This window comes from Microbulbifer variabilis (genome assembly GCF_020524905.1).
GTDB lineage: Bacteria > Pseudomonadota > Gammaproteobacteria > Pseudomonadales > Cellvibrionaceae > Microbulbifer > Microbulbifer variabilis_A.
The window spans coordinates 34483-59960 of sequence record NZ_JAIVKI010000013.1 but is presented as its reverse complement, the minus strand read 5'-3'; the positions used below and the strand labels follow the sequence as shown (position 1 = coordinate 59960).

Sequence of the window (25478 nt, the reverse complement as noted above, 5' to 3'; positions counted from 1 at the left end):
AAGGGGAGGGTGCCTAGAAGTAAGTTAGCTGTTGAAGCTTCTGGGCGGTAGGTACTTTCCGGTTGTAGAAGTATCGATGCCTTTTAATTTTCCTCTCGTTCTAGCTGTTCTTGCCAATAGAATTATTATCCTCGTAAGACCTGACTACCTATTCAGTAGTGTTTAACGCAACAAGCAAAATCTCACCCTATAATCGAATTTTATAGATATGGTAATGGGTAGTCACTAAAGGTCTCAGTGTTGCCCCTTCGGTAATGCTCAACTCTCGGGTGAAAGCTTTGTCTCTAAGCCTGCGTTTTATTGCCTATTTCTACTTTCTGTTTTTATCTTTTGCAGCCTGTGCCAGTGGTTTCTCCAGCAAATCGCCTTCAGACTCTTCTCTAACAGTAGTTAGAACGAGCGTCTCTGAAACGAGCAGCCGTATAGAAAACATTCCATTTTCTTGGCTTTCACTACCAGATGTTGTCAATGAGTATCATTTGGTAAAGCAAAAAGAGGATGGTAATTGGCCCAAGTCTAGTAAGTTCACAGGGTATTCATATCAATTTAAAGGGCTATCTCAAGGGCATTGGGGGTTCAAGACGCGGCCCAGTCATAGAGCAGGCTGTGGTGGTTTTTCCAGTGAGAAACATCAAGATGGTGCTAGTCCTCTTCCCACGCCAAGAAATATCACTGTTCAAAGTGGAGAGCTGGAGAAAGTACAGTTAGTAAATCCTCCGATACAAGCTCCCCGAGTGGTGGATGCTGTTTCTGAAAATCCAGGATCTCAAGGGACAGTTGAAGTCAAATGGGTACCCCCTGGTTCAGGGATAAAAATTACCGGTTATGAAATCGAGCAGTGTAAAGATGATTGTTCGACATGGTCCTGTGTTTATTCTGGAGTAAGTACAGGCCCAATTACCTTGCCAAGGGAGAAGGGTAAGCGATTAACAAGTGGCTCCTATAAATTTAGAATTCGGGCCTTGGTCAGGACTGATGACTCAACCACCTATAGCGCCTGGGTAAGCTCTCCAAGAGTCGCCGTGATTCGGAAAGGGTTGATAAATCCTAAAGCAGTCAGATTCACTCAGGATAGCATTAAGGCAACTTTTACAGACGGACGAAAAGTGGAAGACTTGATCAGAGATCTTAAGAGTGGAAAATTGAATGCGGGTGATGTGCCGCCTATACGGGTGTTTAGTCGGGATGGTAAAATCTATTCGTTAGACAATCGCAGGCTTAAAGCCTTTCAGGAGGCAGCCAAGCCGATCCGTATAACACCCGCGACCCCAGGCGAGATTGTTGAGGGATCATTTAAATTCACGAGTAAAAATGATGGTACCTCGATCCGTATTCGCAAAGGAGATATATGAAAAAATTAAGCTTACTTGAAAATCTTAACCAGATTAAGACAAGAAATGATTTCTCTAAATTTGTTCTAGATATTCTTAATGATTATAAAAACAATCCTTCGAGTTGGGAGAATACTGATCTAGCAAGTTTTCTGGAAGCAATGGCCGCTTGGGCAGATGATATGGATGGTTTTTACGCTAATCAGGGAGAAGAAATTCCCGAGAATATTCATTGGAAAGTTTTTGCTGAAATCCTTTATGCTGCCAGAATGTATGAATAATTCCATCAGCCTGTTCATTTATTGATCCGCCATTCTGGGGATTAGTTTGCTGAACTCTCGATAAGAGTTTTCATGGGATCTTATAAATTTTAAATTAATGACTAAGTGACTGAACAAGTATTCTCGCTTTCAAAAAAATCTATCTCACCTCTTCATTACCCCTTTGTTACAAGTTGACCAGGGCCGACTGTACTATTCCTAATATTAATTGATTGGATATGGGGTGCATCCAATCGTCTGGATGCTGGCCAATTGTTCGATGAGATACCGTCATGAGTGAGTCATTACTTGAAGTTAAGACAGACCCTGAGATCATCTTCATTGGTGCCGGCATCAATTCTCTCTGTGCTGCATTCATCTTGGCCAAAGAGGGTTGGCGAGTACTGGTCCTCGACCAAAACAGTTCTCCAGGTGGTGCGATACGAACACTGGAACTCACTTTACCAGGATTCTTACATGACATTGGGGCGATGAACCTGAGTATGTTTGCAGGCTCAGAATTTTATACTGAGCACAGAGAGGTCTTGGCAGAAAAGGGCTTGGAGTTTATTGTCGCCGAGCATTCCTTTGGATCTTTTGCTGCTGATGACCATTTTTTGGGAGTTAGTACGGATCTGGATGCCAATTTGAGATCCATTGCGTGCTTCTCGAAGGCAGACGCCGAGGCATGGAAGGATTGGCGTGAAGACTATGATCGGTGCAGTCCCATCTTGTTCCAAATATTGGGCTCACCAGCAGTTCAAGCCGGTCCATTGGAACTTATTTTTGGCAGAATCGGGGATATACCCGCTAGTGTCTCTACTCCCTTACGCGGGATACTGCTTGACTCCCTTCGTGCGAATTTAGGACGACGTTTTCAGAGTGATATTGTACAGGCTCTGATAGCCGCTTGGGCAATGCACTTAGATTATGCACCTGATATCTCGGGTGGATGCTGGATGCCTTTTCTGGAGACCAATGGTGATGAGCGCAAGGGCATTCCGATTGCCCGCGGTGGTTCCGGCAACATGATCCGGGCCATTGTAGAACTTGTTCAGGAGTATGGGGGAAATGTTGCTGCCAATCAGGTGGTACAAGAGATCCTCTTTGATAAGGGGAGGGCGTCAGGTGTTCGTCTCGCGAGTGGACAGGAGCTGCGATGTTCTCGTGGAGTAGTCGCCAGTGTCACACCGCAGGCATTGGTGAGACTGACTAGAGGTAACTTGCCGGATGCGATAGTTAAAGAAGCGGAAAACTACCGTTACGGGCCAGGCACAATGGTGATTCATCTCGCTCTATCGAGGTTGCCGGATTGGAAAGATGAAGCGGCGCGACAGAGCTTCTACGTACACATAGGCCCATCCTTGGACTATATCGCAGCCGCTTATCAGGAAGGTATGGCGGGTATGCTTCCAAGCCACCCTTTCATCGTTGTGGGTCAACCGACAATCTATGATTCGGCCCGCGCCCCTGATGGTAAGCATGTTCTCTGGATAATGGTACGTGCGATACCTGCTGAGATTCGTGGAGATGCTGGGGGCCAAATAAATGAACAGATTTGGAAACCTGACGTCGCCAAAAAAGTTGCAGATCGCGTCATTCGGAAGATATCGAGATATGCACCGGATCTTCCCGATAGCATCCTTGCGATGAAGATACACACTCCATTGGAACTGCAGCAATTGAACCCAAATCTCGTGAATGGGGATTTAAGCGCTGGCAGCCTCCATTTGTCACAATTTTATGGCAATCGGCCATTTGTTGGATATGCAAACCACGAAATGCCAATTCCTGGTCTCTATATGTGTGGTGCGTCCACCTGGCCGGGAGGTGGTGTTGCGCCGGGGTCGGGAATGTTATTGGCGAGCAAGCTCTTGTGTGGGAATTCGTAAAAGTGCATTTTTTGTTTAATTGGGCGAAATTAAGTTATAGGCTCAATCAATTGGCATTGATTAATCCCTTGATAAAACCTTGGGAGTCTCAGGTGTTTAGTCAAGCGCTTTGAAGGGTATTGTTAAAAGAATGGGGTAATCTCATCTCCAGCAAAGGACTCAATATAGGCTTCTACTTCCACGGGATCCTTGACTGGATGGAGTCAGCAACCGAGAGAGATACGCAATTTTTCATAAACCCTAAACTACCGATATTTGTATCAATCCTGGTGTCTCGAAGTGCCATACATATTTCAGCACAACTAAACTAAAGACAAACTTAGCTTACGGAGTCACTCTATGCGTGCCCGCCCAATGCTCAGTTATCTGAAATTCCAACACGCCATTTTCATTATTTACTGCTTATTGGCGCCATTGATTTCCACAGCCGAGAGAAATAATTTAATCAATCAAAATAAAGTGCCTAGTGATGGAAGCTGCTATACACTTGATTGCCTTGCTCTGATAAATAGCCCTAATTTTGAATGCCTAAAGTATTATTTTACCAACAATTCTTTGGCTGCGGCCAGGTTAATTACTGGAGGCATACAGCAGTTTGATGCTATACAAACCAAACGTCATAGCTTATTTTCCTTTGGCGAGACAGACTATTTCTGTGATAAGTATGGTGAACGCATCATAGAGTTTTTTGACAAAATAGAAGATTCTCGCTCGCATTACCCTCCCGTTAGATCGCAACAATTAACACAGACAGAAAGGCTAAAGTTTGAAGAAAATTTTGAGGAGCCCCAAAATGTAATTTACCAACAATACGAAGCGAGGTTCCAGATTAATGCTAAACCCGACAGTATTGAAGAGATTGATGGGTTTGATGAAATATATTCAATGGCACCGGCCGCAAAAATAGAAATCGATAACCTAGCAGATGTGATCGCTGCGATGAATGGTGGTAGGGTTGCTAAAGTGCCGATCAAATCGAAAGATAGGGCTCGAATAAAGATAATAAACGATTATGGCGGTGATCCAACTCGAATAACAGATCTTGCCAGAAACACCATTATAGTTCCAAAAGACAATATCAAAGCCGTGGTGGGAATGCTTCAATCCAAAGGTGCAACTTTAAAAATTACAGATGGAACTCTAGATCCACTAGGATATAGTGGGGTAAATTCAAAAATAAAAACTAAAGTTGGTTTGATTGCCGAAATACAGGTAAATTCACCAGAAATGATATATGCAAAAGAGTCTCCTGAGATAGCTAAGGACTTATTAGGAGAGGATGTTTATGATTCGATAGCAAGCAAATCACCCACAAAAGGTGGAAAAGGACATGAATTGTATGAAAAATGGCGTTCTTTAGATGAAGATGACCCGCATAGAAAGGATCTTGAAGTTGAGAGCAAGATGTATTATGAGTCTATAAGGTCAAAAGTGATGTCAGTTAAAACAGGCGACTATTTAAATTTAAAAAATGTTTATATTGATTACTCTTTTGAGTCAGTGATGTTTAGGCGGGATAAAAAAACAAAAAATATTTATAGGAAGTTTTATGGGGAGAGAGAACATTCGAACCCTATTCCACACAACAATCGATTGTTTAATGATGCTATTCTATACGGTCAAGAAATTACTCGAAAGGAATACCTTGAAGGTAAGGGGGAGGGGGAGAACTGATGGTGAATCTTGATGCTGCAATTAAAATAATAGAAAAACTATATAGCCGTCAAAGGGATAGGTTTGGAAATTCCATTTCTCGCTGTTTTTTTATCAGGCCGACCTAGATTTCAGGACGGAAATTAAGCTACCGCCTCCCAGAGTTGTGCGCTGACGCGAAAAATCAAAACTAGTCCAGATATAAACATGATGGATAGGGCATAACTTTCGAATCTTTGGATGCTTATTATTTTCAAAAAATGTTTTGCTACAAACATACCTGCCATAACCCCCAAGCCAATAGTGACGCCATACATAAGTAATTTTAAATTAAGGGCGCCAAAATGAAAATAGGCGACAAGCTTTGTGGAGTGCATCATTAAAGAACTGACCCCTCGCGTAGCTACCAAGCTTTCTTTGTTGAGGCCGTAATTTAAGAAAAATGGGTTTTGAACAGGGCCAACAGCGCCAATAATTGAGGAGAAGAGTGTGGTGACAAAACCCAACATGGGAAAATATGGAAGATGCATTGTGAATGATTTTTTCTTATGCCCAAATCCAAACTGAAATACGGTCGACACTAAGAATAGACCGACAGTAAACTCTATGAGTAATGGATGCATTTGCGTGTAAATATAGGCACCAATAATTGCTCCGGGAATAATTCCTGGAAGTAACCAGAGGGCCACCTTCCAATTAATGTACTTCCAGAACAAAAAAATGCCAAATGGAGATGCAATAGCATTTCCAGTGGTTAATATAGGCGCGACAAGATGCGGTCCTACCAGAAATCCTACTAAAGGTACTAGCAGTAGAGCGCCTCCACCAGCAGCCATGATAGAGATGTAGCCAGTGATTAGTCCGAAAACAAGGAGGAGGAAAATGATCATAAATTAGTAGATATTCATGTCTAGCATCAGTATTGTTATTCATTAAAGGAAAGCACAAAAATAATGAAAGACTAGTGGTTATGGTAAAGGGAGGGTATTTTAACTATAGAAGATGAGTTTGATGCTGATAAGCTTACTGTTTGATTAGGTATGGCGCAGCTTGGTTTTTGATAATTTTATACTCCGATTGACTAAGTCGGAAAATTGTCCCCTTTTAACATGAGATTCATCTTTAGAGTAGTGGTTTGGCTAAATTATGAAATTGCTTTTTAGCTGTGTCATCTGATAGAACAAGTCCCAATTTAAAGTGTTTATTTTCAAAATAATGCGTTTGCCGGATTTCAAGCTCTGGAAGCTGTTATGAATGCTATCTGATTAATTCTACTTATCAATGTATTTGTCATGTGCGAGTACATTCAGATTTAGTCAGGAGCGTTAAATACGGTCATTCCTCGCTGCGGATTAAATGGTTCACCGTCATCCCCAATAAACTGGAAAGGCACAGAGACAGTTGATAGCCCAATATTTTTTCTGACTACAAAGTGAAGGTGAGGCCCAGTTGAAAATCCGGAGGAACCAGATCTAGCAAGAAGGTCACCAGATTTGACTTTGTCGCCAGGTTTCACCAATGAAGTTCCTTGTAATATATGTGTATATGTTGCATAGGTGCCATCCTCATGTAAAACAGATACAAAGTTGGCTTTATCGAGGAAGTACTCCTTTGCTCCCCCCATATGGTAGTCGTCTTTTACCCAGATGACAGTTCCCTCTCTGGCCGCACTTATGTAGGTGCCTATAGGCATGGCAATATCTACGGCATATTTATTCGGTCGTTGATGATGGGAAAAGCTACCATTAAAGGATTGGGTAATATGATGGCCTTGAAACGAGGAAATGGGTAAGTGATAAATATAGGGCTTTTCAAGCACCTCCGGTGAGCCCATTACCCATGTGTAATGATATTGGCCAATTTCTTCGTTACTTTCATAAAGGCTGAATTTTGAATTCCCAGGTACAACTGTTGTGAAAATTTTATCTACATTTGTAGTTGACTTTATTTTAAGTTGTACTTCGATAGGTGCGTAATAAGGGTTTTGAGCAAATATATAATTAACCTTATTGGTAGCTAGGGTATATATCTTTGGTTTGCTCTTGTATAGGTTAGAGGAGGTCTTTTTTATTGTTACTACTTCAATGTCTTTGGTTGGTTTCCTGTCAGTAAAAATCCAATTCCCCTTTTGATCCTTGTATTTATAGATTTGATCGGCACTAGTTGGTATGGAAATCAGAAGATATATAGATAATAAAGTTAAGAATCTTTCCATTGAGGTGTTTTTTTATACTCACATGAGCAAGGAGCTTTAACTATTAATAGTTGTTAAATCAAGTTTTTATACCTAAAGCTTGATTTAGCTTTTAATGTCTAAATGACAATATTATTTATTCTGGTTGCAGATAGATATATGTTTTTATGGCCGCCTCGTTGATTAACTGGGTGCTCATTTTAGTTTGATCGAATGATTGGTTGATTTAACAAGAGGTTATATTGAATAGTTATGAATAATATTTTCATGATTTTTGTTTGGGCTGAGAAATTAATAGTTGACGATATTCTTGGTTGGTAATCTAGTGGCCTTTTTTCATCTTATTAATTATGGCTTTGGTATAATTAATTCTTCCTCCAAATTTAATAATCTTGACTTCCCGTTCGGAGAGATCGCTTTTCAACCATGTCTTCCTTCCTTGAGTGAGGTTTTCTAACTCTAAGCTCATATTTCCTCTCGTGCAGCTGGAGAGATCAAAGATGCGTAATTCATCACCTTGATTAAAGTTATCAAAGTCACTTTGATTATCGAAAGTAAAAATTAATATTCCGTTATCTATTAGATTTTTACGATATAATTGCGCTACACTCTTGGCAATTACACATCGTACGCCTAAATAATGTAACGCAATTGCAGCATGTTCACGGCTGGATCCATGACCTAGGTTCTCTCCGGCAATCAGAAATATATCTCCCTTGGTACCCAACGCGCGCTTGTAAAAAGAGTCATCTATCTTGGGAAAGGTGTAACGGCTTAGCTCCGGGATGTTAGACCAATAGGGTAACACTTCTGTCCCGCCCGGGATGATTTCATCTGTCGAAACATTATCCTCCAGTTTCAGTAAAATCGGTCCAGAAATGACGCTTAGCATTTTTCTTAAAACTGGTAGTGGTTTAATGTTGGGGCCCTTTTTCAACTCTACCTTTACTGGTATTTCTTGAGGAGGCTGAATCAATGGCCTCATATCCATCAAATACTCTGGTTCTTTGAAGTTAGGGTAATCAATATCCAGGTTACGAGGGTCGGTTATTTTACCCCGCAAGGCACTTGCTGTTGCGGTTTCAGGGCTACAAAGGTAAACACTATCTTCTTTTGTTCCTGAGCGTCCTGGATAGTTACGCGGCACAGTGCGTAAGCTATTGTGCCCGCTAGCAGGGGCTTGCCCCATACCAATACACCCCCCACAACCAGTATCATGTAAGTGGGCTCCTGAGCCTAAAAGTTTTTCCAGGTCTCCACTATGGGTCAATTCGTGAAGTAATTGGCGGGATGATGGGTTAATGTCAAAGGCAACTGAATGAGGTATTATTAGTCCGTCAACTATGCGAGCAGGTATCGAAAAATCACGTAACCCAGGGTTTGCAGAAGACCCGATATAACTTTGAAATATATCCCTTCCCTCTACTTCATGAACTTTTACTACCTTATCTGGACGAGAAGGAAGGGCAATCATTGGTTCTATTTTTGATAAATCAATGTTTGCTTCTTCATCATAAGTTGCATTTTCATCGGCAATCAATTCCACAAACTCTTCCTCTCTTGATTGCTGTCTTAAAAAAAGCCTTACTTGATTATCTGAAGGGAATACGCTAGTGACAGCCCCCATTTCCTGCCCCATATTGGCTATAACATGTCGGTCCATTGCCGTAAGTTTTTTTAGTCCAGGACCATGGTACTCTACAATTTTATTCCAGCAACCTTTAAGGGTATACCGCCGTAAAAGCTCTAAAATTACATCCTTAGCACTTACCCATGGCCTAAGCTCTCCCTCTAATCGTATTCCTAAAATTTTGGGCATCACCAATGAAAGTGGGAATCCCATCATTGCCAGAGCTGCTTCAATCCCCCCTGTGCCAATGGCTAGCATGGCTAAAGATCCTGCGGAGCACGTATGGCTGTCTGCGCCTAATATTGTTTTTCCGGGAATACCAAAACATGACATGTGTACTGGGTGGCTTATCCCATTGCCCGGACGTGAATACCATATACCGTACTTTCTACAAGCACTTTCTAGGAAAATATGATCATCACCATTTCGATGATCTGCTCGAAGTACATTATGGTCTACATATTGCGCACATATTTCAGCCTTTACCTCTCTTGCTCCCAGGGCTTCAAGCTCCAGCATGACTAATGTACCGGTTGCATCCTCGCTGAGAACTTGATCAATTTTTAATTCAATGACTTCTCCTGGAACCATTTTTCCCGTAATTAAGTGTGTTGAAATTAATTTCTTTGTGAGGTTCATGCTAAATAATGAGGCTCTCGCATATTCTCATTAGATTGTATAGTTAGAGTGCCTTATTGCAGGAATCTATTGTCAATGAAGAGTTTGTTTTTTTTAGGTAGGGGCCGCGCTAGGAGAATGCCATACCATCCTTTGATTGTTTTTAGTAAATTTTACTTATGATGAATTTTTAGGGGTGTCACAGTTCTATTTGTCGATAGTTGGGATAATTTCTCTCGCGGAAGCGTTTTTTAGAAGCCTTTTTAGGCTGGCTTTGTGTATATGTTAGAACTTTTAATCTAGCTGTGATTTTATATATTAATGCGTCATATGTATTAACTGTAGGTGGGTTATATAGGGTAAATTAACCACTGTTAGTTGTGGCATTGTTTTATACGTGGTTTTCAGTGCAGATTCAGATTCAGTTTGGCGTATATATTAAAATATAGAGCTATATAATTCCTGTTGGCCACATCAACTTAGCACCACGAGCGATACTCTCTATGATGGCGAACAAGCGCACTCTCTCGGCATATCATTATTGGGGTCTATCTGTTCTGTTCCTAGCCGTGTTATTAGTCGCGGGAGACTTTACTGCTTTTTCCCCCGCCTTGTCAGCCATTGCTTCAAGCTTTACCGCGAACCTAACTTCGGTTCATTGGGTGGTTAATGCTTACTCCCTCACCTATGGGGTGATTATTGTAACGGCTGGTCGCCTTGCTGATATCTATGGGCGTAGGCGTTTATTTATTTTTGGAGTCCTTATCTTTGCTATTTCTTCCTTTGTAGGTGGTTTGGCAGAAATATTGTGGGTACTTCTCTTTTGTAGGGCTTTGATGGGATTGGCAGGTGCACTGATCTGGTCTGCCATTATTGGCATGGCCTACACGCTTCTCCCTGAAGAAAAAGCGGGGTTGGCCGGGGGGTTAATGTTAGCTGCTCTTGGTTTATCTACAGCTTTAGGTCCTGTATTGGGTGGTTTTTTTACAGAATACTTGAGTTGGCGCTGGATATTATTTCTTAATGTTCCTATGGCTTTCTTAGTTATATTTCTTGGTTGGAAAAGGTATCCTGTTGATGAAATTCAAAATATCAAAGAAGGAATAGACTTTCTTGGTGTAATGACACTGTCAATGTCGCTATTTTGTTTTTTGTTAGCTATGGATTTTTTAGCTCAAAATCAAGCAATTGATTTTTTCTCTATTTCCTTATTGATCACTTCAGTTTTGTTTCTTATATCTTTTCTCTTTCGAGAGATCAGTGAAAAGTCAAGCGCATTAATTCCTGTTGACTTACTTGAGAATATCAGTTTCCTATCTGTTGCCTTTAGTGTATTATTAGTTGCGGCTTCGTTCTTTTCAATTCTCATTTATATCCCCTTGCTTCTTATTGAGGTATATCAATTTAGTGCCCTGCTATCTGGGATGGCACTACTACCAATGATGATAGCTTCCAGTATTTTTGCATTTGTTTCCGGGGTTCTCCATGAAAAAGCCGGTGCAAAATGGTTAATTTGTGTGGGCGCTTTTGGTATGGCTGCAGGGGTCTACTGGTTATCAATACTCCATAAGGGTGCCAGTTACATACAATTTGTTCCTGGCTTGATATTGGTTGGAGTGAGTTTGGGAATTTATGGGCCTGCTGTCGTTACTGCTGCTGTTGCTCTTGTCGATCCCAGCAGATCGAGTCTCGCTGGAGCCATTATCTATATGTTCAGATTTATTGGCGGTGCTCTGGCACTAGGTATCAATGCAACGATTTTGGCCTCCACTGAAGATGTTACTGTGGGCATCTATCGGGCATTCACTTTAGATGCATATATAACTTTTATAGGATTCTTACTCCCTTTGTTTTTCTTTGGCAGGCTTGATAAACATATCCCTAAGGGGGATTAGTTGGGAGTTATTCCTGTAGGCCTTTCTAATTTACACTCTTATAAAATAGCTGTTTGTTGTATTCCTGATTATTATAGCGTCGAGTGAGACTGCATTTTGGCTGTTATTACTTGAAAACAAGATCTTGGGAGAGAGATTAATGAAAATACTAACGGCCACATTCGGCAGTTTTTCCAAAAGGATACATACTTCAATCGAGTAACAGACAAGCAGGTTCAATTTGTAATGAATCGTCGAAACAGTAGATCAAGAGCGAGTCGGGGTGGAAGGTCATCGAATGAGCTATTTATAGGACTGTAAGAGAATCTTCTTGCAGCATGAAAATATTGCAGTGATTACTTGAAGCCAAGGATATTTTTGTTTTATCTGCAGGCGAGAAATAAAGTAAATCAAAAAAATATCGGCTTTTTGCTTCAAGCCTGTTGCTGTAGTTGGCTAATGAGGAAAACCTTATTTAAGGTTGAGTTCTTTACTTTGTTTTGCCTGGTAATAGTGATGGATGTACCATAAAAAAAGCTCCGCCATTTGGCGGGGCTTTTTCTTGAGGCAGAGTTGTTACTTAAACAGTAACTTCCTGGATCTCAGTGGCGGCAATACGCTTGCCTTCTTCGGCAGACTTCTGGAAATCTTCAATCTGGTCGAAGTTCAGGTAGCGGTAGATCTCGCTAGACATGGAATCCAGGTTCTTCGCGTATTCCTGGTACTCAGCCGGGGTCGGCAGTTTACCCAGGATAGCGCCCACAGAAGCCAGTTCAGCGGAGGTCAGGTACACATTGGCACCGTCGCCCAGGCGGTTGGGGAAGTTGCGGGTAGAGGTGGACAGTACGGTGCTGTTCGGAGCCACACGCGCCTGGTTACCCATGCAGAGGGAGCATCCGGGCATTTCGGTGCGGGCACCGGCAGCGCCGTAGATGTTGTAGTAACCCTCTTCCATCAGCTGGTGCTCGTCCATCTTAGTGGGCGGAGCGATCCACATGCGGGTGGAGATACCACCTTTGTGTCCCTGCAACAGCTTACCGGCAGCGCGGAAGTGACCGATGTTGGTCATACAGGAGCCGATGAATACTTCGTCTACTTTGTCGCCAGCTACGTCTGACAGCAGGCGCGCGTCGTCCGGGTCGTTCGGTGCACAAACGATAGGCTCTTTGATATCGGCCAGATCGATCTCGATAACTTCCAGATAATCGGCGTCGGCATCTGCTTCCATCAGTTTCGGGTTGGCCAGCCACTCTTCCATAGCGCGCGCGCGGCGCTCCAGGGTGCGCTTGGAGCCATAACCTTCGGCGATCATCCAGCGCAACAGAGTGATGTTGGAGCGCAGGTACTCGGCCATGGTCTCTTCGGACAGCTTAATGGTACAACCGGCTGCGGAGCGCTCGGCGGAGGCGTCGGACAGTTCGAAAGCTTGCTCTACGGTCAGGTTTTCCAGGCCTTCGATCTCGAGGATACGGCCGGAGAAGATGTTCTTCTTGCCTTTCTTCTCTACGGTCAGCAAGCCTTGCTTGATGGCGTAAAGCGGAATGGCGTGTACCAGGTCACGCAGGGTGATACCGGGCTGCATTTCGCCTTTGAAGCGCACCAGTACAGACTCAGGCATATCCAGCGGCATAACACCGGTTGCGGCGGCGAAGGCTACCAGGCCGGAACCTGCCGGGAAGGAGATACCCATGGGGAAGCGGGTGTGGGAGTCACCACCGGTACCTACGGTGTCTGGCAGCAGCATACGGTTCAGCCAGCTGTGGATAATGCCGTCAGCCGGACGCAGGGAAACACCGCCGCGGTTCATGATGAAGTCCGGCAGGGTATGCTGGGTATCGATATCAACGGGCTTGGGGTAGGCCGCAGTGTGACAGAAAGACTGCATGACCAGATCGGCGGAGAAGCCGAGGCAGGCCAGGTCCTTCAGTTCGTCACGGGTCATGGGGCCAGTGGTGTCCTGGGAGCCCACGGTGGTCATTTTCGGTTCGCAGTAGGTGCCCGGACGGATACCTTCAACGCCACAGGCTTTACCAACCATTTTCTGCGCCAGGGTGTAGCCCTTGCCGGTATCGACGGGCTGCTCAGGCTTGCGGAACAGCTCAGAAGGCGCCAGGCCCAGGGATTCACGGGCTTTGCCAGTGAGGCCACGACCGATGATCAGGTTGATACGACCGCCAGCCTGAACTTCGTCCAACAGTACTTCGGACTTCAGTTCGAATTCGGACAGTACTTTGCCATCTTCGGCCAGGATCTTGCCGTCGTAGGGGCGGATCTCGATAACGTCGCCCATGCCCAGTTCGTCAACGGGGGCTTCGAATACCAGCGCGCCAGCATCTTCCATGGTGTTGTAGAAGATCGGGGCGACTTTACCGCCGATACAAATACCACCGCCTTTCTTGTTCGGCACGCCGGGCATTTCTTCACCGAAATACCACAGTACGGAGTTGGTGGCGGACTTACGGGAGGAGCCGGTACCCACTACGTCGCCAACGAAAGCAACGGGCAGGCCTTTGGCTTTCACTTCTTCAATCTGCTTCAGCGGGCCGGTAACGCCGGCTTCTTCAGGCTCCAGGCCGTCGCGCTTCATTTTGTACATGGCCAGCGCGTGCAGGGGGATATCCGGGCGGGACCAGGCATCGGGAGCCGGAGACAGGTCATCGGTGTTGGTTTCGCCGGTGACCTTGAATACAGCAACCTTGATGCTCTCAGGTACCTTTTTGCGCTTAGTGAACCACTCGGCGTTGGCCCAGGATTGCAGTACGGCTTTTGCGTGTTCGTTGCCAGCTTTGGCTTTCTCTTCCACATCGTGGAAGGCGTCGAACATCAGTAAGGTGCCTTTCAACTGCTCTGCGGCCAGCTCGGCCAGATCTTTGTCGTCGAGTAGCTCTACCAGGGTGGAGATGTTGTAGCCGCCCAGCATTTGCCCCAGCAGTTCTACAGCGTGTTTACGGTCGATCAGCGGGGACTCCGCTTCACCTTTGATAATGGCGGACAGGAAGCCGGCTTTTACGTAAGCGGCTTCGTCAACACCGGGCGGTACACGGTGGGTGAGCAGGTCAACTAGTTCCTGCTCTTCGCCTTTTGGCGGATTTTTCAGCAGCTCAACCAGGCCTGCTACTTGCTCAGCGTCGAGCGGCTTCGGTGGGATGCCCTGTTCGGCGCGTTCTGCGACGTGTTTACGATAGGCTTCAAGCACGGATAAGTCCCTCTTGGTGTGTGGGGTGGCACCAACAGCGGGTGGAATTCCCGATCTTTGTACTTCTGTCGGGATTTTTTTTTCGAGGCCGCTGAAGGCGGGGTGGCGAATACTACAGCAAAGCCCTACAGCTGTTAAGTTTATCGAAAAATCAATAATTTAAGTGAATTTCGACTATTCGTAGGGCGAATTTTACTGCGATCACTGCAGCTTTCCGGCCTCTTTTCTTAGGGGCCGAAACAAAATAGTCTACGCGCAATTCTAATCCAGGCCTGCGTTGCCTGATCGGCTAAATCTGGTTAATTGATGTACAAAAAAGTCCGTACACCTTGTATCGGTGTCTGCTCAACGGGAATTGGTGATGATGTCTGCCGTGGCTGCAAGCGCTTTGCCCACGAGGTGATCGATTGGAATGCCTATACCGAGGAGCAGCGCCGCATTATTGCCTCCCGGCGTGAAGGCTATTTAACCAATGCCGTGCGCAGTCAGCTGGAAATCATTGATGAATCCCTGTTGCTATCTCAGTTACGTCATCAGCAGATTCGCTTTGATGATAGTCAGAGTGCCTATTGTTGGGTATTTGAGTTACTGCGGGCGGGTGCCAGCCAGATTGGCGACTTGAGCACATTTGGGCTGCGGCCGACCGCCCAGGCCAAGGGGCTGAGTCTGGTGGAAGTTCGCCGACGCATTGATGAGGATTTCTACGCTTTATCTGTAGCTTATTACCAGCGTTTTATTGCCCCTGGCCTGCAAAAAGACTGACGGCTTCTCGCTATTTACCATTGCGTGCCTCGATCGGTGTTTTCCTGGGGCAGCTTATCCCTTTAGAATTCATACACCTTTCCCGGTAATGGAGAACCGGCTATCAGCTCAAATCAAAAAAATTCTCGCCGAGCATTGCTCGTGATCAACCCGAAAAGCCGAAATGGTGCCGAAGCGGATATCGACAGCGGTATAGAACGTTTGCGCGCTGACGGAATAGAAGTGGAAATCCTGCATTCCGGGGGTCCACAAGAAACTGAGGATGCGATCCGGCAGCGCCAGAAGGCTCTGGACTTTGTGATCGTCGGCGGCGGAGATGGCACTATCAGCTCCACTGCCAGGGTATTGAAAGAGTGTCAGTTGCCTCTAGCTATCTTGCCGTTGGGAACCGCGAATGATTTGGCTCGCTCACTGGGCATCGAGGAGCTTGATCAGGCCTTTGATGTCATTATCGAGAACCACCGCCAGCCAATTGACCTCGGTGTTGTCAATGGCCACTACTTTTTCAATGTGGCCAATATGGGGCTCGGGGTAAAAGTGACAGAGGCACAAGACTCCGAAATAAAAAAACGTTGGGGGGTGCTGAGTTACCTGAGGGCTTTCTTTGTTGCTCTGAGGCGGGCGCAAAAATTCCGGGTTAAGCTGGCGTTGGACGACGAGCGCTATCGAATGGGTTCAATCCAACTGGCGGTGGGCAATGGCCGTTATTACGGCGGTGGGAATCTGGTTGCCGAAGAGGCGCGCATTAATGATGGCAGGCTTGACCTTTATTGTCTGCGTCCACGTGGCCTGATGGAGTTGCTGGGCATGGCACTGTTGGTACGAGGTGGCAAACACCACTTGGCCAAGAGAATCTTTAATGCCAGCGCTCAGCGTATAGAGGTGGAAACCAAGCCGCGTCTGGAGATCCATGCAGATGGAGAACCGGTTACTAATACGCCAGCGACTTTCTCGGTTATTCCCAAGGCACTCGAAGTTTTGGTGCCTCGCAACTCAGAGGAACTCCTCAATGAAAGAGAGAGAGGGCAATGACACTCATTCGCACTGAATCCCAAGCCGCATTGAATGACCTGTTTATGGCGCTTACCCGCAGCGAGGATGACTACCGGGCTGCGGCGGAACAGCTCGAAGATCAGGCTGCAGCCGATTTTTTATGCGCTATTGCCTCTAAGCGGCAGATACTAGCGCAACGTCTGGAGCGGGCGATTCGCTCAGAGGGCGGCTTGCCCTCGGAACCGGACCCTGACCTGAAGACTGGTGAGCAGCTTCTGCAGATGCTTGGGCCATTGCTGGCCGACAACAAGACCAGGAAAGTCTTTCAGCAGCGTCTCGATGCCGACCGCGAGCTGCTGGACTATATGGAGTGCGAGGACCTGAGCGCTTTGGAGGGATCTCACGGCGAGCTCAAGAGTGAGTGTCGCCATCACCTCGAGGAATCTCTGACCTGGCTCGAAAAGCGCCTACAGTGATCTTCGCCGGCTGATCACCCTCAGCGCTGCTGCCGCAGAAATACCCGCAGGGCTGGCAGGAAAGGCTCATTGGCGATGGCCAGATCCCGCCTCTGCCGGCGCCGGCTTGCACTGGGTTGATGGTCGATCCGGGTAAATTCCGGTAGCTGCCCGGCCTCGTTGGCGGCCACCAGTACCGGCATGGAGGAGTAACCTACCTGACGGTATTGGTCCTCCTCGCCCATTCCTTGCGCAAAGAATATTTCCGCGACCTGCAGATTGGGACGGCTCTGCACCTGCACCTGGCGCAGGTCATCCTGCTGGCTTTTGTGCAATCCGGCGAGCAGTTGCCGTTGGTACTGGATACCGGGGTCCGCACCGGTTGGGTCCATCTGAACCAGCTTTTTCTCACACCATTGCGTTGTTACTTTACGAATAGACTTTCGCGCTTTTATCCAGGAAAGGGTGATGGCGTCGGGGTGATCATCACAGAGTAAAACCAGGCGGTAGCACTGGCGCAGGTGAGCGCGGGGGTAGCCTGCCTGCGCCAATACCTCGCGCACGTTGCGGTCTCGCTCGGCCATTGGCCGCTCAGCCAGGGCTGCACGGTATTCGGCGATGGCATTGGCAAATGCTTCCTTGGCACTGTTGAGCTGTTTGGCCAGCGACACGGTCTTTTGTGGGACCGCGAGCAAACCGGGGATTTGCAGGGTTACTCGCGCATCGCCACCGGTACCTAGGGGGTCGGCATAATCCAGTTGGGTATAGAGGGCTCCCGCAAGCGAGTAAGGGCGCTCAAAGCTTCCTTGCAAGGACTGGGCAGCTTCCAAGGCAAAGGGTGGTTGCAGCAGGTAGTGCTGCCAGGGCTTGCCGGCAGTCTGTAGAAGTTCGAGAGCGTCTCGCAACTCTGCAGCGCTGCTGTGGACCCGCTCCAGCAGAGGTGGGATGCTGAGTGCCAATTCCCGATGGTCTTTCATCGCCGAGTTCCACCATTTAAAAAATTGATATTTTAATGCACTTAATAAGCCGTTAACAAATGTCTATTTTAACAGTTTAATCCTGAGGGCCCTGCCTGGCAGGATCGAGTTCCCCAGAGGTTGCATAGGGCAGGTTGATAACATTCGGTCGGTCATATTAAGGGTTGCGCTTAGAGAATGCGGTGGTCGATTTAGCTTGGGACCTGCCTTTCTGCCACTGTGCCGCTATAATCCCGCGCCAAATGATTGATGCCAGATGAATACCGATCCCATGAGTGCTCTAGTTCCCGATTTGTCCGCGATCCATAAATTCCTCTTGTGTGCCACCCCGGATGCCTGGATTGAGGCGGCACTAGCCGAGCCGGAAATGATGCTGGTGGATCACGCCAACTGTGAGAAGAAAGCGGCGGGTACGGCACTCAACCTGATGTTTCGCTATTTGGGGGATTTTGAGCTGCTGCACAAGATGTCGCGTTTGGCCCGCGAGGAGTTACGCCACTTTGAGCAGGTGTTGGCAATTATGGAAAAGCGCGGCATTGCCTATCCCCACGTCAGTGCCTCCCGCTACGCCGCCGGGCTGCGTGCAGAGGTGCGCTCCGCGGAGCCTGGGCGTCTCGTGGATACTCTGATTTGTGGGGCCATCATTGAGGCGCGCTCCTGTGAGCGATTTGCTCGTATTGCGCCACACCTGGACGAAGAGCTGCAGAAATTTTATCTCTCACTTCTGAAGTCAGAAGCCCGCCACTTTCGCGATTATCTACACCTTGCACAAAAAGCTGCCGATGAGGATATAGAGCCTCGAGTGCAAGCCTTGTTACAGCTCGAGAAGGAGCTTGTGCTGAGTGGCGATGGCGAGTTTCGTTTTCACAGCGGCGTGCCTGGCAAAGCTTAAGGTGCGCTTTATATAGCCCAGCTTCAGCTCTGGTCCAGACTGGCCAGTAAGCGGTTAAAGTCCTGCAGATCCCTGTCGCTCCCGTAGTCCACAGAAAACTTATTGTGAAAAAATACGGTGAGCTTCACTTTGTCTGAGTTGATGAAGACGGTATAGCCGTCAAAGTCGGTGCTTACAGTCAGACCCTGATAATGCCAACCATCGGCTTCTTTCTGTCCCTCGCGGGTGACTCGATCAAATACCCGCAAGGCCTGTTTGACGTCAATTTTGCTCTCCTTGTCCATACTGACTTCCCCGTGCCGCTAGACTTGTTGTTTCGATGTCGGAAATTTCTCTCCCTTACTGTATGGAATATTAGACAGCATGGATAGTAGCGGCTATCAGCAGCCGGTGGTCGATACCCGTCTGTTTGACATCCTGGCTTATTTGGGGCTATGTCCTTTTGTTATCGGACTATTGCTGCAGATAGCCGAAGCCTCCTTGCTGGGCATCGATGCCCGCCTATTTTTTTCCGCTTACAGCGCGGTGATACTCAGCTTTTTATGTGGCATCTGGTGGGGCGGCGCGCTTAACCGGCCTGGTCATCCGCACCGGATTGCGCTGGTATTTCTCAGTAATTTAGTGGCTCTGGCCGGCTGGATTGGATTGCTTTTGTATCAAAGCGCCTGGGGGTTGCCCATCCTCGCAATTGGTTTCGCATTTGTGGCCTGGATGGAGGCTCGCTTGAATCCGAACCTGCCGGGTCGGGAGCAATACTTCCGCACGCGCAGTATCGTGACCTATTTTGTGATTGCCTGTCACCTCGGCATGATGCTGCTGTCTTAGGTCTCTGGTGGCAGTTTCTTAGCCGTTTTGAAAATAGACCTCTACCAGAAAACCGACAAGGAAAAGCCAGGAATGGATCCGATTACCCCCCCAGCACAAGACCAATTATTTTTTGACGCCAGAACACATAGTTACTGGCAGGATAAACCGGTGCCGCAGCCGCTGCTGAAAAAGTTACATGACTTGGTCAGGATGGCACCCACCAGCGCCAACTGTTGCCCGATGCGGGTTGTTTTTATTGTGAGCAAGGAGGGCAAGGCTCGACTCAAACCGGCCTTGAATGAGGGCAATATTGAAAAAACCATGTCGGCTCCGGTTACGGCAATTATTGCGCACGATATGCGTTTTTATGAACATCTCCCCAAGCTGTTTCCCCACGCACCGGCCCGGGAATGGTTTGCCGATAATCCAGAGCTGGCAGAAACCACGGCATTTCGCAATGGTTCAATTCAGGGAGGCTATTTTATTTTGGCGGCGAGGGCCCTCGGCCTCGATTGCGGTCCCATGTCGGGTTTTGATAATGCACTGGTGGATCACGAATTCTTTAGCGATAAATCCTCGGCGCCTGCATTTGTACAGGAGCACTGCCCTGAGAGCCATATTAAATCCAACTTCCTCTGTAATCTCGGATACGGAGTGGATGCCAAATTACACCCACGCAATCCTCGTTTTGAATTCGATGAAGTCTGTCGGGTCGTTTAGCGGTAAGGTGTAAAAGCCGCTTGGTTTTTATCGGTATGTTAAAAGTGGGCTGGATTAACGTTTCATAGCCAGCTAAAAAATATTTCTCGGCCTGAGAAATATTTTTCCTCAGGGAAGAAGAAATTCTATATGAGTTATTTGGACGTGACACGAGTTGGCGGGTCGTCGAGCGTTTTCTCACATTGTAGGAAGCTGAGTATTTATGCTGTGTCTCTTCTGAGCATTTAAGTATTTTTCAGGCATACCAGATGCTGTTGGACTGCTATGCCAGAAAAATCATGAATAGGCCCCTTTTATAAAAGAGACTATCGTTCAGTAAAGCCAAGCTGGATGATAAGACTTTCACAAGGTAGGTCAGTTGGGCTTAGTACGCAATCTGTATCAAGTAAAGACTGCTTAGTTTCCGATTTAGCCTAAAAAGAGGGTTTGGAGACCATCAGGTAAACGATCGCAATCGTTAGGGGGAAAGCCAGCGCACCCAGTAGGCACCATGTCCGCATAATTTTGCGAATTTTACCGTGGTTATTCTCCTGGTTGGCATGAGAGCGCAACTGATATTGCAGGTAGACTACCGGTAGCCACAGTAAAAAGACGGCGAGGGTCAGCCCCGCAGCTAGTTGCAGCCATATTTGCTGCATCCAGGCGGGATTAATCAGCAGCATGCCCATGGCACTTCCCAGTAGTCCAAGTACTGCGCTGCCTGTAAAAATCCAGTCTGCTCGTACCGTTTCCTTGCTCACCCACTGAATCACCTGTGAATCGCCGGACAGCCAGCCGCGCAAGGTATACCAGGCAATCCCGGTGCCGGTACCGAGTACGATAATGGCGCAAAGGATGTGTAATGTCTTGAGTAGGAGATAGTAATTCATAAGCGCGCTGACCAAACTAAGCGGGAGTAAGGTAGGGCTTTGAGCGGGAATTTTCAATCCTATTGGTTTTCATAGGTTTTCTTTGAGCATGATCTTCAAACCGGAAAAAATCATCAGTGGTGGGCAAACTGGAGCGGACACCGGCGGATTGATCGCTGGGCAATGCCTGGGTATTGCCACAGGTGGCGCGGCACCGAAAGGCTATTTGACCGAAGTGGGAGCACGCGCAGAATTTCTGAAAGGCTTTGGGTTAATTGAGCTAGAGACCAACGATTTGGCGGAGCGAACGCGGGAGAATATACGCAACTCGGATGCGACTTTAATTTTTACCGACAATGTCTGCAGCGACGGTACTTATTATGCCATCCAGTTCTGCCGGGAAATGGGCAAACCGTTCTTAATAGTTGACCCCGGGGAAAACTGCTGCGGAAAATTACGTACATTTATCGAGAAAAATAGACCTGGTGTGTTAAATGTGGCTGGAAATAGGGAATCAAATTCTTATGGTATTACCCAGCGAGTAGCTGAAATTATCCAACGAGTATTCAGTGATTAATTGATTGTTCCAGTGGCAGAGGATCGCGCAGGCGAATTTCTAAATCCGTATATTGGCCAACTGAATACCAGAAAAATACGCAAAGTGCGGTGATCGTCGCCCCCAGGGTAAAATAGTGTACCCATCTGGGTTCTGGGCCACCGGGCAGTAGGTGCCTTTCTTCAACGCTGCGCCGGCGATTTAATATCAACGCATAGAAAATAACGGTGCTGATGACAAAAATCAGTGACCATCGCGTCTGCTGTCCATCTGAGCCTACCAGTGCCACCAAGCAATATATGGCGGCAATTAGCAGTATTACGGTAAACAGAATGTATTGATGGTGCGGCATCTTGCCGTAGGCGAGCACTCGCAAAGCGATTGCAGAGTAGATATAGGGTAGCAGTGTCATGATGACTGCTACCGAGGCAATCTTGCCGAACTGTTGGCTGGCGCTAGGAGAAATAGTAGCGAGCACCAGCAAGGACATCAGGATGGCTACCAGCGTCAGGCCGCCAGAAGGCACTCCTTTTGAGTTGGTTTTGGCAAAGGCTTTGGAGAAGAGTCCGTCATCGGCGGCGGCCTTGGCAGATTGACCCACTAAAAGAATCCAGCCACCGAGTGATCCGATACATCCGATAGCCGCACAGATGGCCACAATATTCGCCGCAGTATTGCCTAGTGCCAGGCGCGCCGCATCGGCAAAGGGTGCGGAAGAGGCGATCAGCGCCTTGTTGGGCAGCATGCCCATAATGACCGAAGAACTCAGCACATAAGCTACCGATGCCAGCAGCACCCCACCTACGGTGGCGATGGGTACATTGCGACTGGGATTCCTTACCACTGCGGTGGACACGGAGGCAGTCTCTACCCCAATAAACGCCCACAGGGTAAAAGTTAAAGTGGTCATGATTGCGCTGGTATTGCTCTTGCCGGAGACATTCCAGCCAGCGCTGAAAGTCTGGCTGTCGAACCAGAACCACCCAAAAAGGGCAGTGCCGAGAATCGGAATCAGAACCAGGCTGGTGGTGAGAGACTGTATTCGCCCGACGATATGCGGCCCCAAGATATTCGCGTAGGTGAGCAGCCAGATCAGTGCCACCTGGGCCAGGGCAAAGGTAAAGGGGTCTTTGAGCGGTGGGAAGAAATGGGTGATGTAGCCTAGTCCGGCGGTAATCAGGGCGACGTTACCGATGACATTGGCCAGCCAATACACCAGGTTGGTCTGGTAGCCGATATAGTCGCCGAAGGCCTGGCGTGCGTAGGCATAGGGCCCTCCGGCAGCGGGGTCAAGGGCGGCAAGGCGGGCAAAAACCAATGCAAGTGATACGGCGCCAACGATAGTGATAAGCCAGCCGACCAGGGAAATACTGCCGACAACCGCCAGATTGGCCGGAAGCATAAATACCCCGGAACCCATCATATTGCCGGCCACCATCAGCGTGGCGGGTACCAGTCCGATCTTGTTACTCTCCGCAGTCTGGGGAGCTATGGCGTGGCCCCCCGGCTCAGGGCGTAGATATGGTAGTGCCCCTCGCGTACTTCCACTCCGTGGTTATCGTGGCCAAAACCGGGAAACTCCCGGTCGAAGGATTCCAATACCCGCAAGTACTCCAGGGCGGGGCTGCCCTCACTGCCAAAGTTTTCCCCCGGCATCAGCAGAGGAATGCCGGGTGGGTAGGGAATTACTCCGGTGGCTGCACTGCGTCCGGCCAGTTGACCGAGAGGGAGTAACTCTACTTCGCCGCGCACCAGGGCTTCATAGGCTTGCACTGGGCTGCAATCGGCCTGGGGCAGGGCGGAAAAACCGGCGGACATTTTCGCCGTGCTGCGCAGATCCTTCATACGGGTAAACATTCTTTGCGCCAAGTCCCGCAGACCTATATCGCTATAGCCAGGGTGTTTGGCCAGTAGATTGGGCAGGCACTGACTGAGGGGGTGGTTGGCGTCATAGTCTCGTTTGAAGGCGAGCAGTGCATTGATCAGCGTGCCCCATTTGCCCTTGGTAATACCTATGGAAAACAGGAATAGGATGGTGAAGTCGGTCGTTTTCTCGACAATGATGCCGAGGTTATCCAGATACTTGCTGATAATGCCCGCTGGAATACCCCATTGTGCGAGTTGGCCATTGCGCTGCATGCCTGGGGTGGTGATTGAGACTTTGATAGGGTCGAGCATACAGTAGCCTTTCTCCAGCTCGCCAAAGCCGTGCCAGGAGTCGCCGGGGTTCAGCAGCCAGCAGCTGGCTTCGTTACAGAGCAGCTCTATGGGTGCGCTGTGAAAGGCGTATTTCTGGCCACTCGATAGGTCAGTCACCTGATCCGGTTGCCAACCGTCAAAAAACCACTCCCCCTTGTCTTCATACTCCCGTTTGAGCCGTGCCAGCACCTGGCGAAAAGCCACCGCCTCGGCAATGGATTCACCGGTGAGTGCCGTGCCACCGGGGCCGTCCATCATCGCGGTGCTGACATCATTCGAAGCCATGATGGAGTAGAGCGGCGAGGTGGAGGCGTGCAACATAAACGCTTCGTTAAAGCGGCCGTGTTCGATGGGGCTGCGCCCGTCGCGGATGTGGATCATGGAAGCCTGTGATAAAGCTGCCAGCAGTTTGTGGGTGGATTGGGTGGCGAATTTGGTCGGTCCATCATGGGGCTCGGTATCATCGCTGTCATACATAGCGAAGCGATCCCGGTAGATGGGGTTGAAGCGCGCATAGGCATACCAAGCTTCATCAAAGTGCAGTCGGTCGACGGACTCACCCAGCAATTCCTCCACCCGGCGCACGTTATAGCAGAGACCGTCATAGGTGGAGTTGGTAATAACCGCATGCACCGCGCGCTGGCTGTCGGCGGTGCCTGCCAGGGGATTGTTCTGGATCGCTTGGGACACCGCCTCCTTCGTCAACTGATCCGGGGGAATCGGTCCGATCAAACCGTAATGATTACGCAGAGGCACCAGGTAAGTGGGGATGGCGCCGGACATGGTGATGGCGTGCTCCACCGACTTGTGACAGTTGCGATCGCACAGGGCCAGTTGGCCGCGGGTCACAGAGGCCATCACAATCACGCGATTGGAGGTGGAGGAGCCGTTGGTGACATAGTAAGTACGGTCAGCACCGAATACCTTGGCCGCGTAGCGCTCTCCGGCGGCGATTGGCCCGGTGTGATCAAGCAGGGAACCCAGCTCTGTCACAGAAATGGACAGGTCCGAGCGCAGCATGTTCTCACCAAAGAAATCGTAGAAGGCGCGGCCTGCGGGGGATTTTAGGAATGCGGTGCCGCCGGTATGGCCGGGTGTGTGCCAAGAGTATTCATGCACGCGGGCAAAATGGGTCAGGGCGGCAAACATCGGTGGCAGTACCGCGCGGCTGTATCGCTCAATCGCGCCTTGAATGCGCCCGCCGATAAAGGTGGGGGTGTCCTCCAGTATCCAGATAAAGTCATTCGCCAACTCCAGGGCGCGGCGTGGCATATTGCTGACGGTTTCGCGATCAGCCAGTAAGAATACCGGCAGTTGCAAATTGCGCGCCCTCAGCTGTTCCAGCACATTCAGTGCGGGCAAATGGCCGCTGCCCGGCAGCTCCCAGTTCAGCAACAAGCATTGTATCGCTGGGTTGGCGCGTAGCATGGCGCTGGCGTCGTCACTGGAGACCGTGGTGATCAGGTCGATGCGGCGCTCGGCCAGCTCCTCTTGCAGGCGCGCGGCGGCGCGACCCGAAGCGCTGTTGCTGGCGATCTCTCCGCTGGCGAGCAGGGCCAGCATCCCGGTGGGTACTTGTTTTCCGAGTTGGTGCATGGACCTCCCGCCTGGGTTGCGTCTC

21 protein-coding genes are annotated in these 25478 nt (G+C 48.4%); 12 read left to right on the top strand and 9 right to left on the bottom strand.

The features are described 5' to 3' along the window. Positions 1 to 278: 278 nt before the first annotated feature. The 4 genes from LC073_RS14745 to LC073_RS14730 all read left to right on the top strand — a co-directional run bounded on the left by LC073_RS14745 (position 279) and on the right by LC073_RS14730 (position 5157). The gene (locus LC073_RS14745; protein ID WP_226648014.1) at positions 279 to 1352 is read left to right on the top strand and encodes a fibronectin type III domain-containing protein; all 1074 of its coding nucleotides are present in this window, start codon (positions 279 to 281) and stop codon (positions 1350 to 1352) included. After that, on the top strand, positions 1349 to 1612 hold the full coding sequence (locus tag LC073_RS14740) for a hypothetical protein (RefSeq protein WP_226648013.1): 264 nt from the start codon (positions 1349 to 1351) through the stop codon (positions 1610 to 1612). The genes LC073_RS14745 and LC073_RS14740 overlap by 4 nt, the downstream gene beginning before the upstream one ends. 272 nt (positions 1613 to 1884) lie before the next feature. Then, positions 1885 to 3483 (top strand): phytoene desaturase family protein, encoded by a 1599-nt coding sequence (locus tag LC073_RS14735; protein WP_226648012.1) that lies wholly within the window; start codon positions 1885 to 1887, stop codon positions 3481 to 3483. Between the two features lie 339 nt (positions 3484 to 3822). Next, positions 3823 to 5157: a hypothetical protein gene (locus LC073_RS14730; protein ID WP_226648011.1), complete on the top strand. Its 1335-nt coding sequence runs from the start codon at positions 3823 to 3825 to the stop codon at positions 5155 to 5157. Positions 5158 to 5279: 122 nt separating this feature from the next. Here LC073_RS14730 and LC073_RS14725 read toward each other — a convergent pair whose 3' ends face one another. The 3 genes from LC073_RS14725 to LC073_RS14715 form a co-directional block, all read right to left on the bottom strand. Next, complete coding sequence (locus tag LC073_RS14725; protein ID WP_226648010.1) at positions 5280 to 6026, bottom strand: sulfite exporter TauE/SafE family protein; 747 nt, start codon at positions 6024 to 6026, stop codon at positions 5280 to 5282. Between the two features lie 422 nt (positions 6027 to 6448). Further along, on the bottom strand, positions 6449 to 7351 hold the full coding sequence (locus LC073_RS14720) for a peptidoglycan DD-metalloendopeptidase family protein (RefSeq protein WP_226648009.1): 903 nt from the start codon (positions 7349 to 7351) through the stop codon (positions 6449 to 6451). Positions 7352 to 7652: 301 nt separating this feature from the next. Next, complete coding sequence (locus tag LC073_RS14715; RefSeq protein WP_226648008.1) at positions 7653 to 9599, bottom strand: aconitate hydratase; 1947 nt, start codon at positions 9597 to 9599, stop codon at positions 7653 to 7655. Positions 9600 to 10081: 482 nt separating this feature from the next. On the opposite strand from LC073_RS14715, the gene LC073_RS14710 reads away from it, so the two are divergent. Continuing rightward, positions 10082 to 11473: an MFS transporter gene (locus tag LC073_RS14710; protein ID WP_226648007.1), complete on the top strand. Its 1392-nt coding sequence runs from the start codon at positions 10082 to 10084 to the stop codon at positions 11471 to 11473. Between the two features lie 559 nt (positions 11474 to 12032). Here LC073_RS14710 and acnB read toward each other — a convergent pair. After that, a complete protein-coding gene (gene acnB, locus LC073_RS14705) occupies positions 12033 to 14648 on the bottom strand; it encodes a bifunctional aconitate hydratase 2/2-methylisocitrate dehydratase (protein ID WP_226648006.1) in 2616 nt (871 codons plus the stop codon). 306 nt (positions 14649 to 14954) lie between these two features. Between acnB and LC073_RS14700 the strand changes: the two genes are divergently transcribed. From LC073_RS14700 to LC073_RS14690, 3 genes are all read left to right on the top strand, one after another. Next, positions 14955 to 15410 (top strand): DUF1289 domain-containing protein, encoded by a 456-nt coding sequence (locus LC073_RS14700; protein WP_226648005.1) that lies wholly within the window; start codon positions 14955 to 14957, stop codon positions 15408 to 15410. Positions 15411 to 15512: 102 nt separating this feature from the next. Continuing rightward, positions 15513 to 16442, top strand: coding sequence for a lipid kinase (locus tag LC073_RS14695; RefSeq protein WP_226648088.1), 930 nt, complete (start codon positions 15513 to 15515; stop codon positions 16440 to 16442). After that, entirely contained in the window at positions 16439 to 16879 is a 441-nt protein-coding gene (locus tag LC073_RS14690; protein WP_226648004.1) for a PA2169 family four-helix-bundle protein, read from the top strand. Before LC073_RS14695 ends, LC073_RS14690 begins: the two co-directional genes overlap by 4 nt. Positions 16880 to 16899: 20 nt before the next feature. Here the strand turns inward: LC073_RS14690 and LC073_RS14685 are convergent, their stop codons facing one another. After that, a complete protein-coding gene (locus tag LC073_RS14685; RefSeq protein WP_226648003.1) occupies positions 16900 to 17835 on the bottom strand; it encodes a hypothetical protein in 936 nt (311 codons plus the stop codon). Between the two features lie 256 nt (positions 17836 to 18091). Between LC073_RS14685 and LC073_RS14680 the strand changes: the two genes are divergently transcribed. Next, the gene (locus LC073_RS14680; protein WP_226648002.1) at positions 18092 to 18727 is read left to right on the top strand and encodes a tRNA-(ms[2]io[6]A)-hydroxylase; all 636 of its coding nucleotides are present in this window, start codon (positions 18092 to 18094) and stop codon (positions 18725 to 18727) included. 23 nt (positions 18728 to 18750) lie between these two features. On the opposite strand, the gene LC073_RS14675 is transcribed toward LC073_RS14680, so the two are convergent. Next, positions 18751 to 19011 carry a DUF3081 family protein gene (locus LC073_RS14675; RefSeq protein ID WP_226648001.1) on the bottom strand — a complete coding sequence of 87 codons (261 nt, stop codon included), beginning with the start codon at positions 19009 to 19011 and terminating at the stop codon, positions 18751 to 18753. A 79-nt stretch (positions 19012 to 19090) separates the two neighbouring features. Here LC073_RS14675 and LC073_RS14670 point away from each other — a divergent pair, with 79 nt between their 5' ends. After that, on the top strand, positions 19091 to 19552 hold the full coding sequence (locus LC073_RS14670) for a DUF3429 domain-containing protein (RefSeq protein WP_226648000.1): 462 nt from the start codon (positions 19091 to 19093) through the stop codon (positions 19550 to 19552). A gap of 72 nt (positions 19553 to 19624) precedes the next feature. Next, a complete protein-coding gene (locus LC073_RS14665; protein WP_226647999.1) occupies positions 19625 to 20254 on the top strand; it encodes a malonic semialdehyde reductase in 630 nt (209 codons plus the stop codon). Positions 20255 to 20667: 413 nt separating this feature from the next. Here LC073_RS14665 and LC073_RS14660 read toward each other — a convergent pair whose 3' ends face one another. Continuing rightward, entirely contained in the window at positions 20668 to 21123 is a 456-nt protein-coding gene (locus LC073_RS14660; protein ID WP_226647998.1) for a DUF2269 domain-containing protein, read from the bottom strand. 88 nt (positions 21124 to 21211) lie between these two features. Between LC073_RS14660 and LC073_RS14655 the strand changes: the two genes are divergently transcribed. Continuing rightward, complete coding sequence (locus LC073_RS14655; RefSeq protein WP_226647997.1) at positions 21212 to 21679, top strand: putative molybdenum carrier protein; 468 nt, start codon at positions 21212 to 21214, stop codon at positions 21677 to 21679. Here the strand turns inward: LC073_RS14655 and adiC are convergent. Together adiC and LC073_RS14645 are read right to left on the bottom strand one after the other, a co-directional pair. Continuing rightward, positions 21669 to 23150: an arginine/agmatine antiporter gene (gene adiC / locus LC073_RS14650; RefSeq protein WP_226648087.1), complete on the bottom strand. Its 1482-nt coding sequence runs from the start codon at positions 23148 to 23150 to the stop codon at positions 21669 to 21671. The genes LC073_RS14655 and adiC overlap by 11 nt on opposite strands. Continuing rightward, entirely contained in the window at positions 23147 to 25453 is a 2307-nt protein-coding gene (locus LC073_RS14645) for an Orn/Lys/Arg decarboxylase N-terminal domain-containing protein (RefSeq protein WP_226647996.1), read from the bottom strand. The genes adiC and LC073_RS14645 overlap by 4 nt, the downstream gene beginning before the upstream one ends. Positions 25454 to 25478 lie beyond the last annotated feature (25 nt).

Excerpts from the sequence above, each read along its gene's own strand:
- LC073_RS14740 (WP_226648013.1), top strand. The coding sequence starts at position 1,349 with ATGAAAAAATTAAGCTTACTTGAAAATCTTAACCAGATTAAGACAAGA.
- LC073_RS14735 (WP_226648012.1), top strand. The coding sequence starts at position 1,885 with ATGAGTGAGTCATTACTTGAAGTTAAGACAGACCCTGAGATCATCTTC.
- LC073_RS14730 (WP_226648011.1), top strand. The coding sequence starts at position 3,823 with ATGCGTGCCCGCCCAATGCTCAGTTATCTGAAATTCCAACACGCCATT.
- LC073_RS14725 (WP_226648010.1), bottom strand. The coding sequence starts at position 6,026 with ATGATCATTTTCCTCCTCCTTGTTTTCGGACTAATCACTGGCTACATC.
- LC073_RS14720 (WP_226648009.1), bottom strand. The coding sequence starts at position 7,351 with ATGGAAAGATTCTTAACTTTATTATCTATATATCTTCTGATTTCCATA.
- LC073_RS14715 (WP_226648008.1), bottom strand. The coding sequence starts at position 9,599 with ATGAACCTCACAAAGAAATTAATTTCAACACACTTAATTACGGGAAAA.
- LC073_RS14710 (WP_226648007.1), top strand. The coding sequence starts at position 10,082 with ATGATGGCGAACAAGCGCACTCTCTCGGCATATCATTATTGGGGTCTA.
- LC073_RS14700 (WP_226648005.1), top strand. The coding sequence starts at position 14,955 with ATGTACAAAAAAGTCCGTACACCTTGTATCGGTGTCTGCTCAACGGGA.
- LC073_RS14690 (WP_226648004.1), top strand. The coding sequence starts at position 16,439 with ATGACACTCATTCGCACTGAATCCCAAGCCGCATTGAATGACCTGTTT.
- LC073_RS14685 (WP_226648003.1), bottom strand. The coding sequence starts at position 17,835 with ATGAAAGACCATCGGGAATTGGCACTCAGCATCCCACCTCTGCTGGAG.
- LC073_RS14680 (WP_226648002.1), top strand. The coding sequence starts at position 18,092 with ATGAATACCGATCCCATGAGTGCTCTAGTTCCCGATTTGTCCGCGATC.
- LC073_RS14675 (WP_226648001.1), bottom strand. The coding sequence starts at position 19,011 with ATGGACAAGGAGAGCAAAATTGACGTCAAACAGGCCTTGCGGGTATTT.
- LC073_RS14670 (WP_226648000.1), top strand. The coding sequence starts at position 19,091 with ATGGATAGTAGCGGCTATCAGCAGCCGGTGGTCGATACCCGTCTGTTT.
- LC073_RS14665 (WP_226647999.1), top strand. The coding sequence starts at position 19,625 with ATGGATCCGATTACCCCCCCAGCACAAGACCAATTATTTTTTGACGCC.
- LC073_RS14660 (WP_226647998.1), bottom strand. The coding sequence starts at position 21,123 with ATGAATTACTATCTCCTACTCAAGACATTACACATCCTTTGCGCCATT.
- LC073_RS14655 (WP_226647997.1), top strand. The coding sequence starts at position 21,212 with ATGATCTTCAAACCGGAAAAAATCATCAGTGGTGGGCAAACTGGAGCG.
- LC073_RS14645 (WP_226647996.1), bottom strand. The coding sequence starts at position 25,453 with ATGCACCAACTCGGAAAACAAGTACCCACCGGGATGCTGGCCCTGCTC.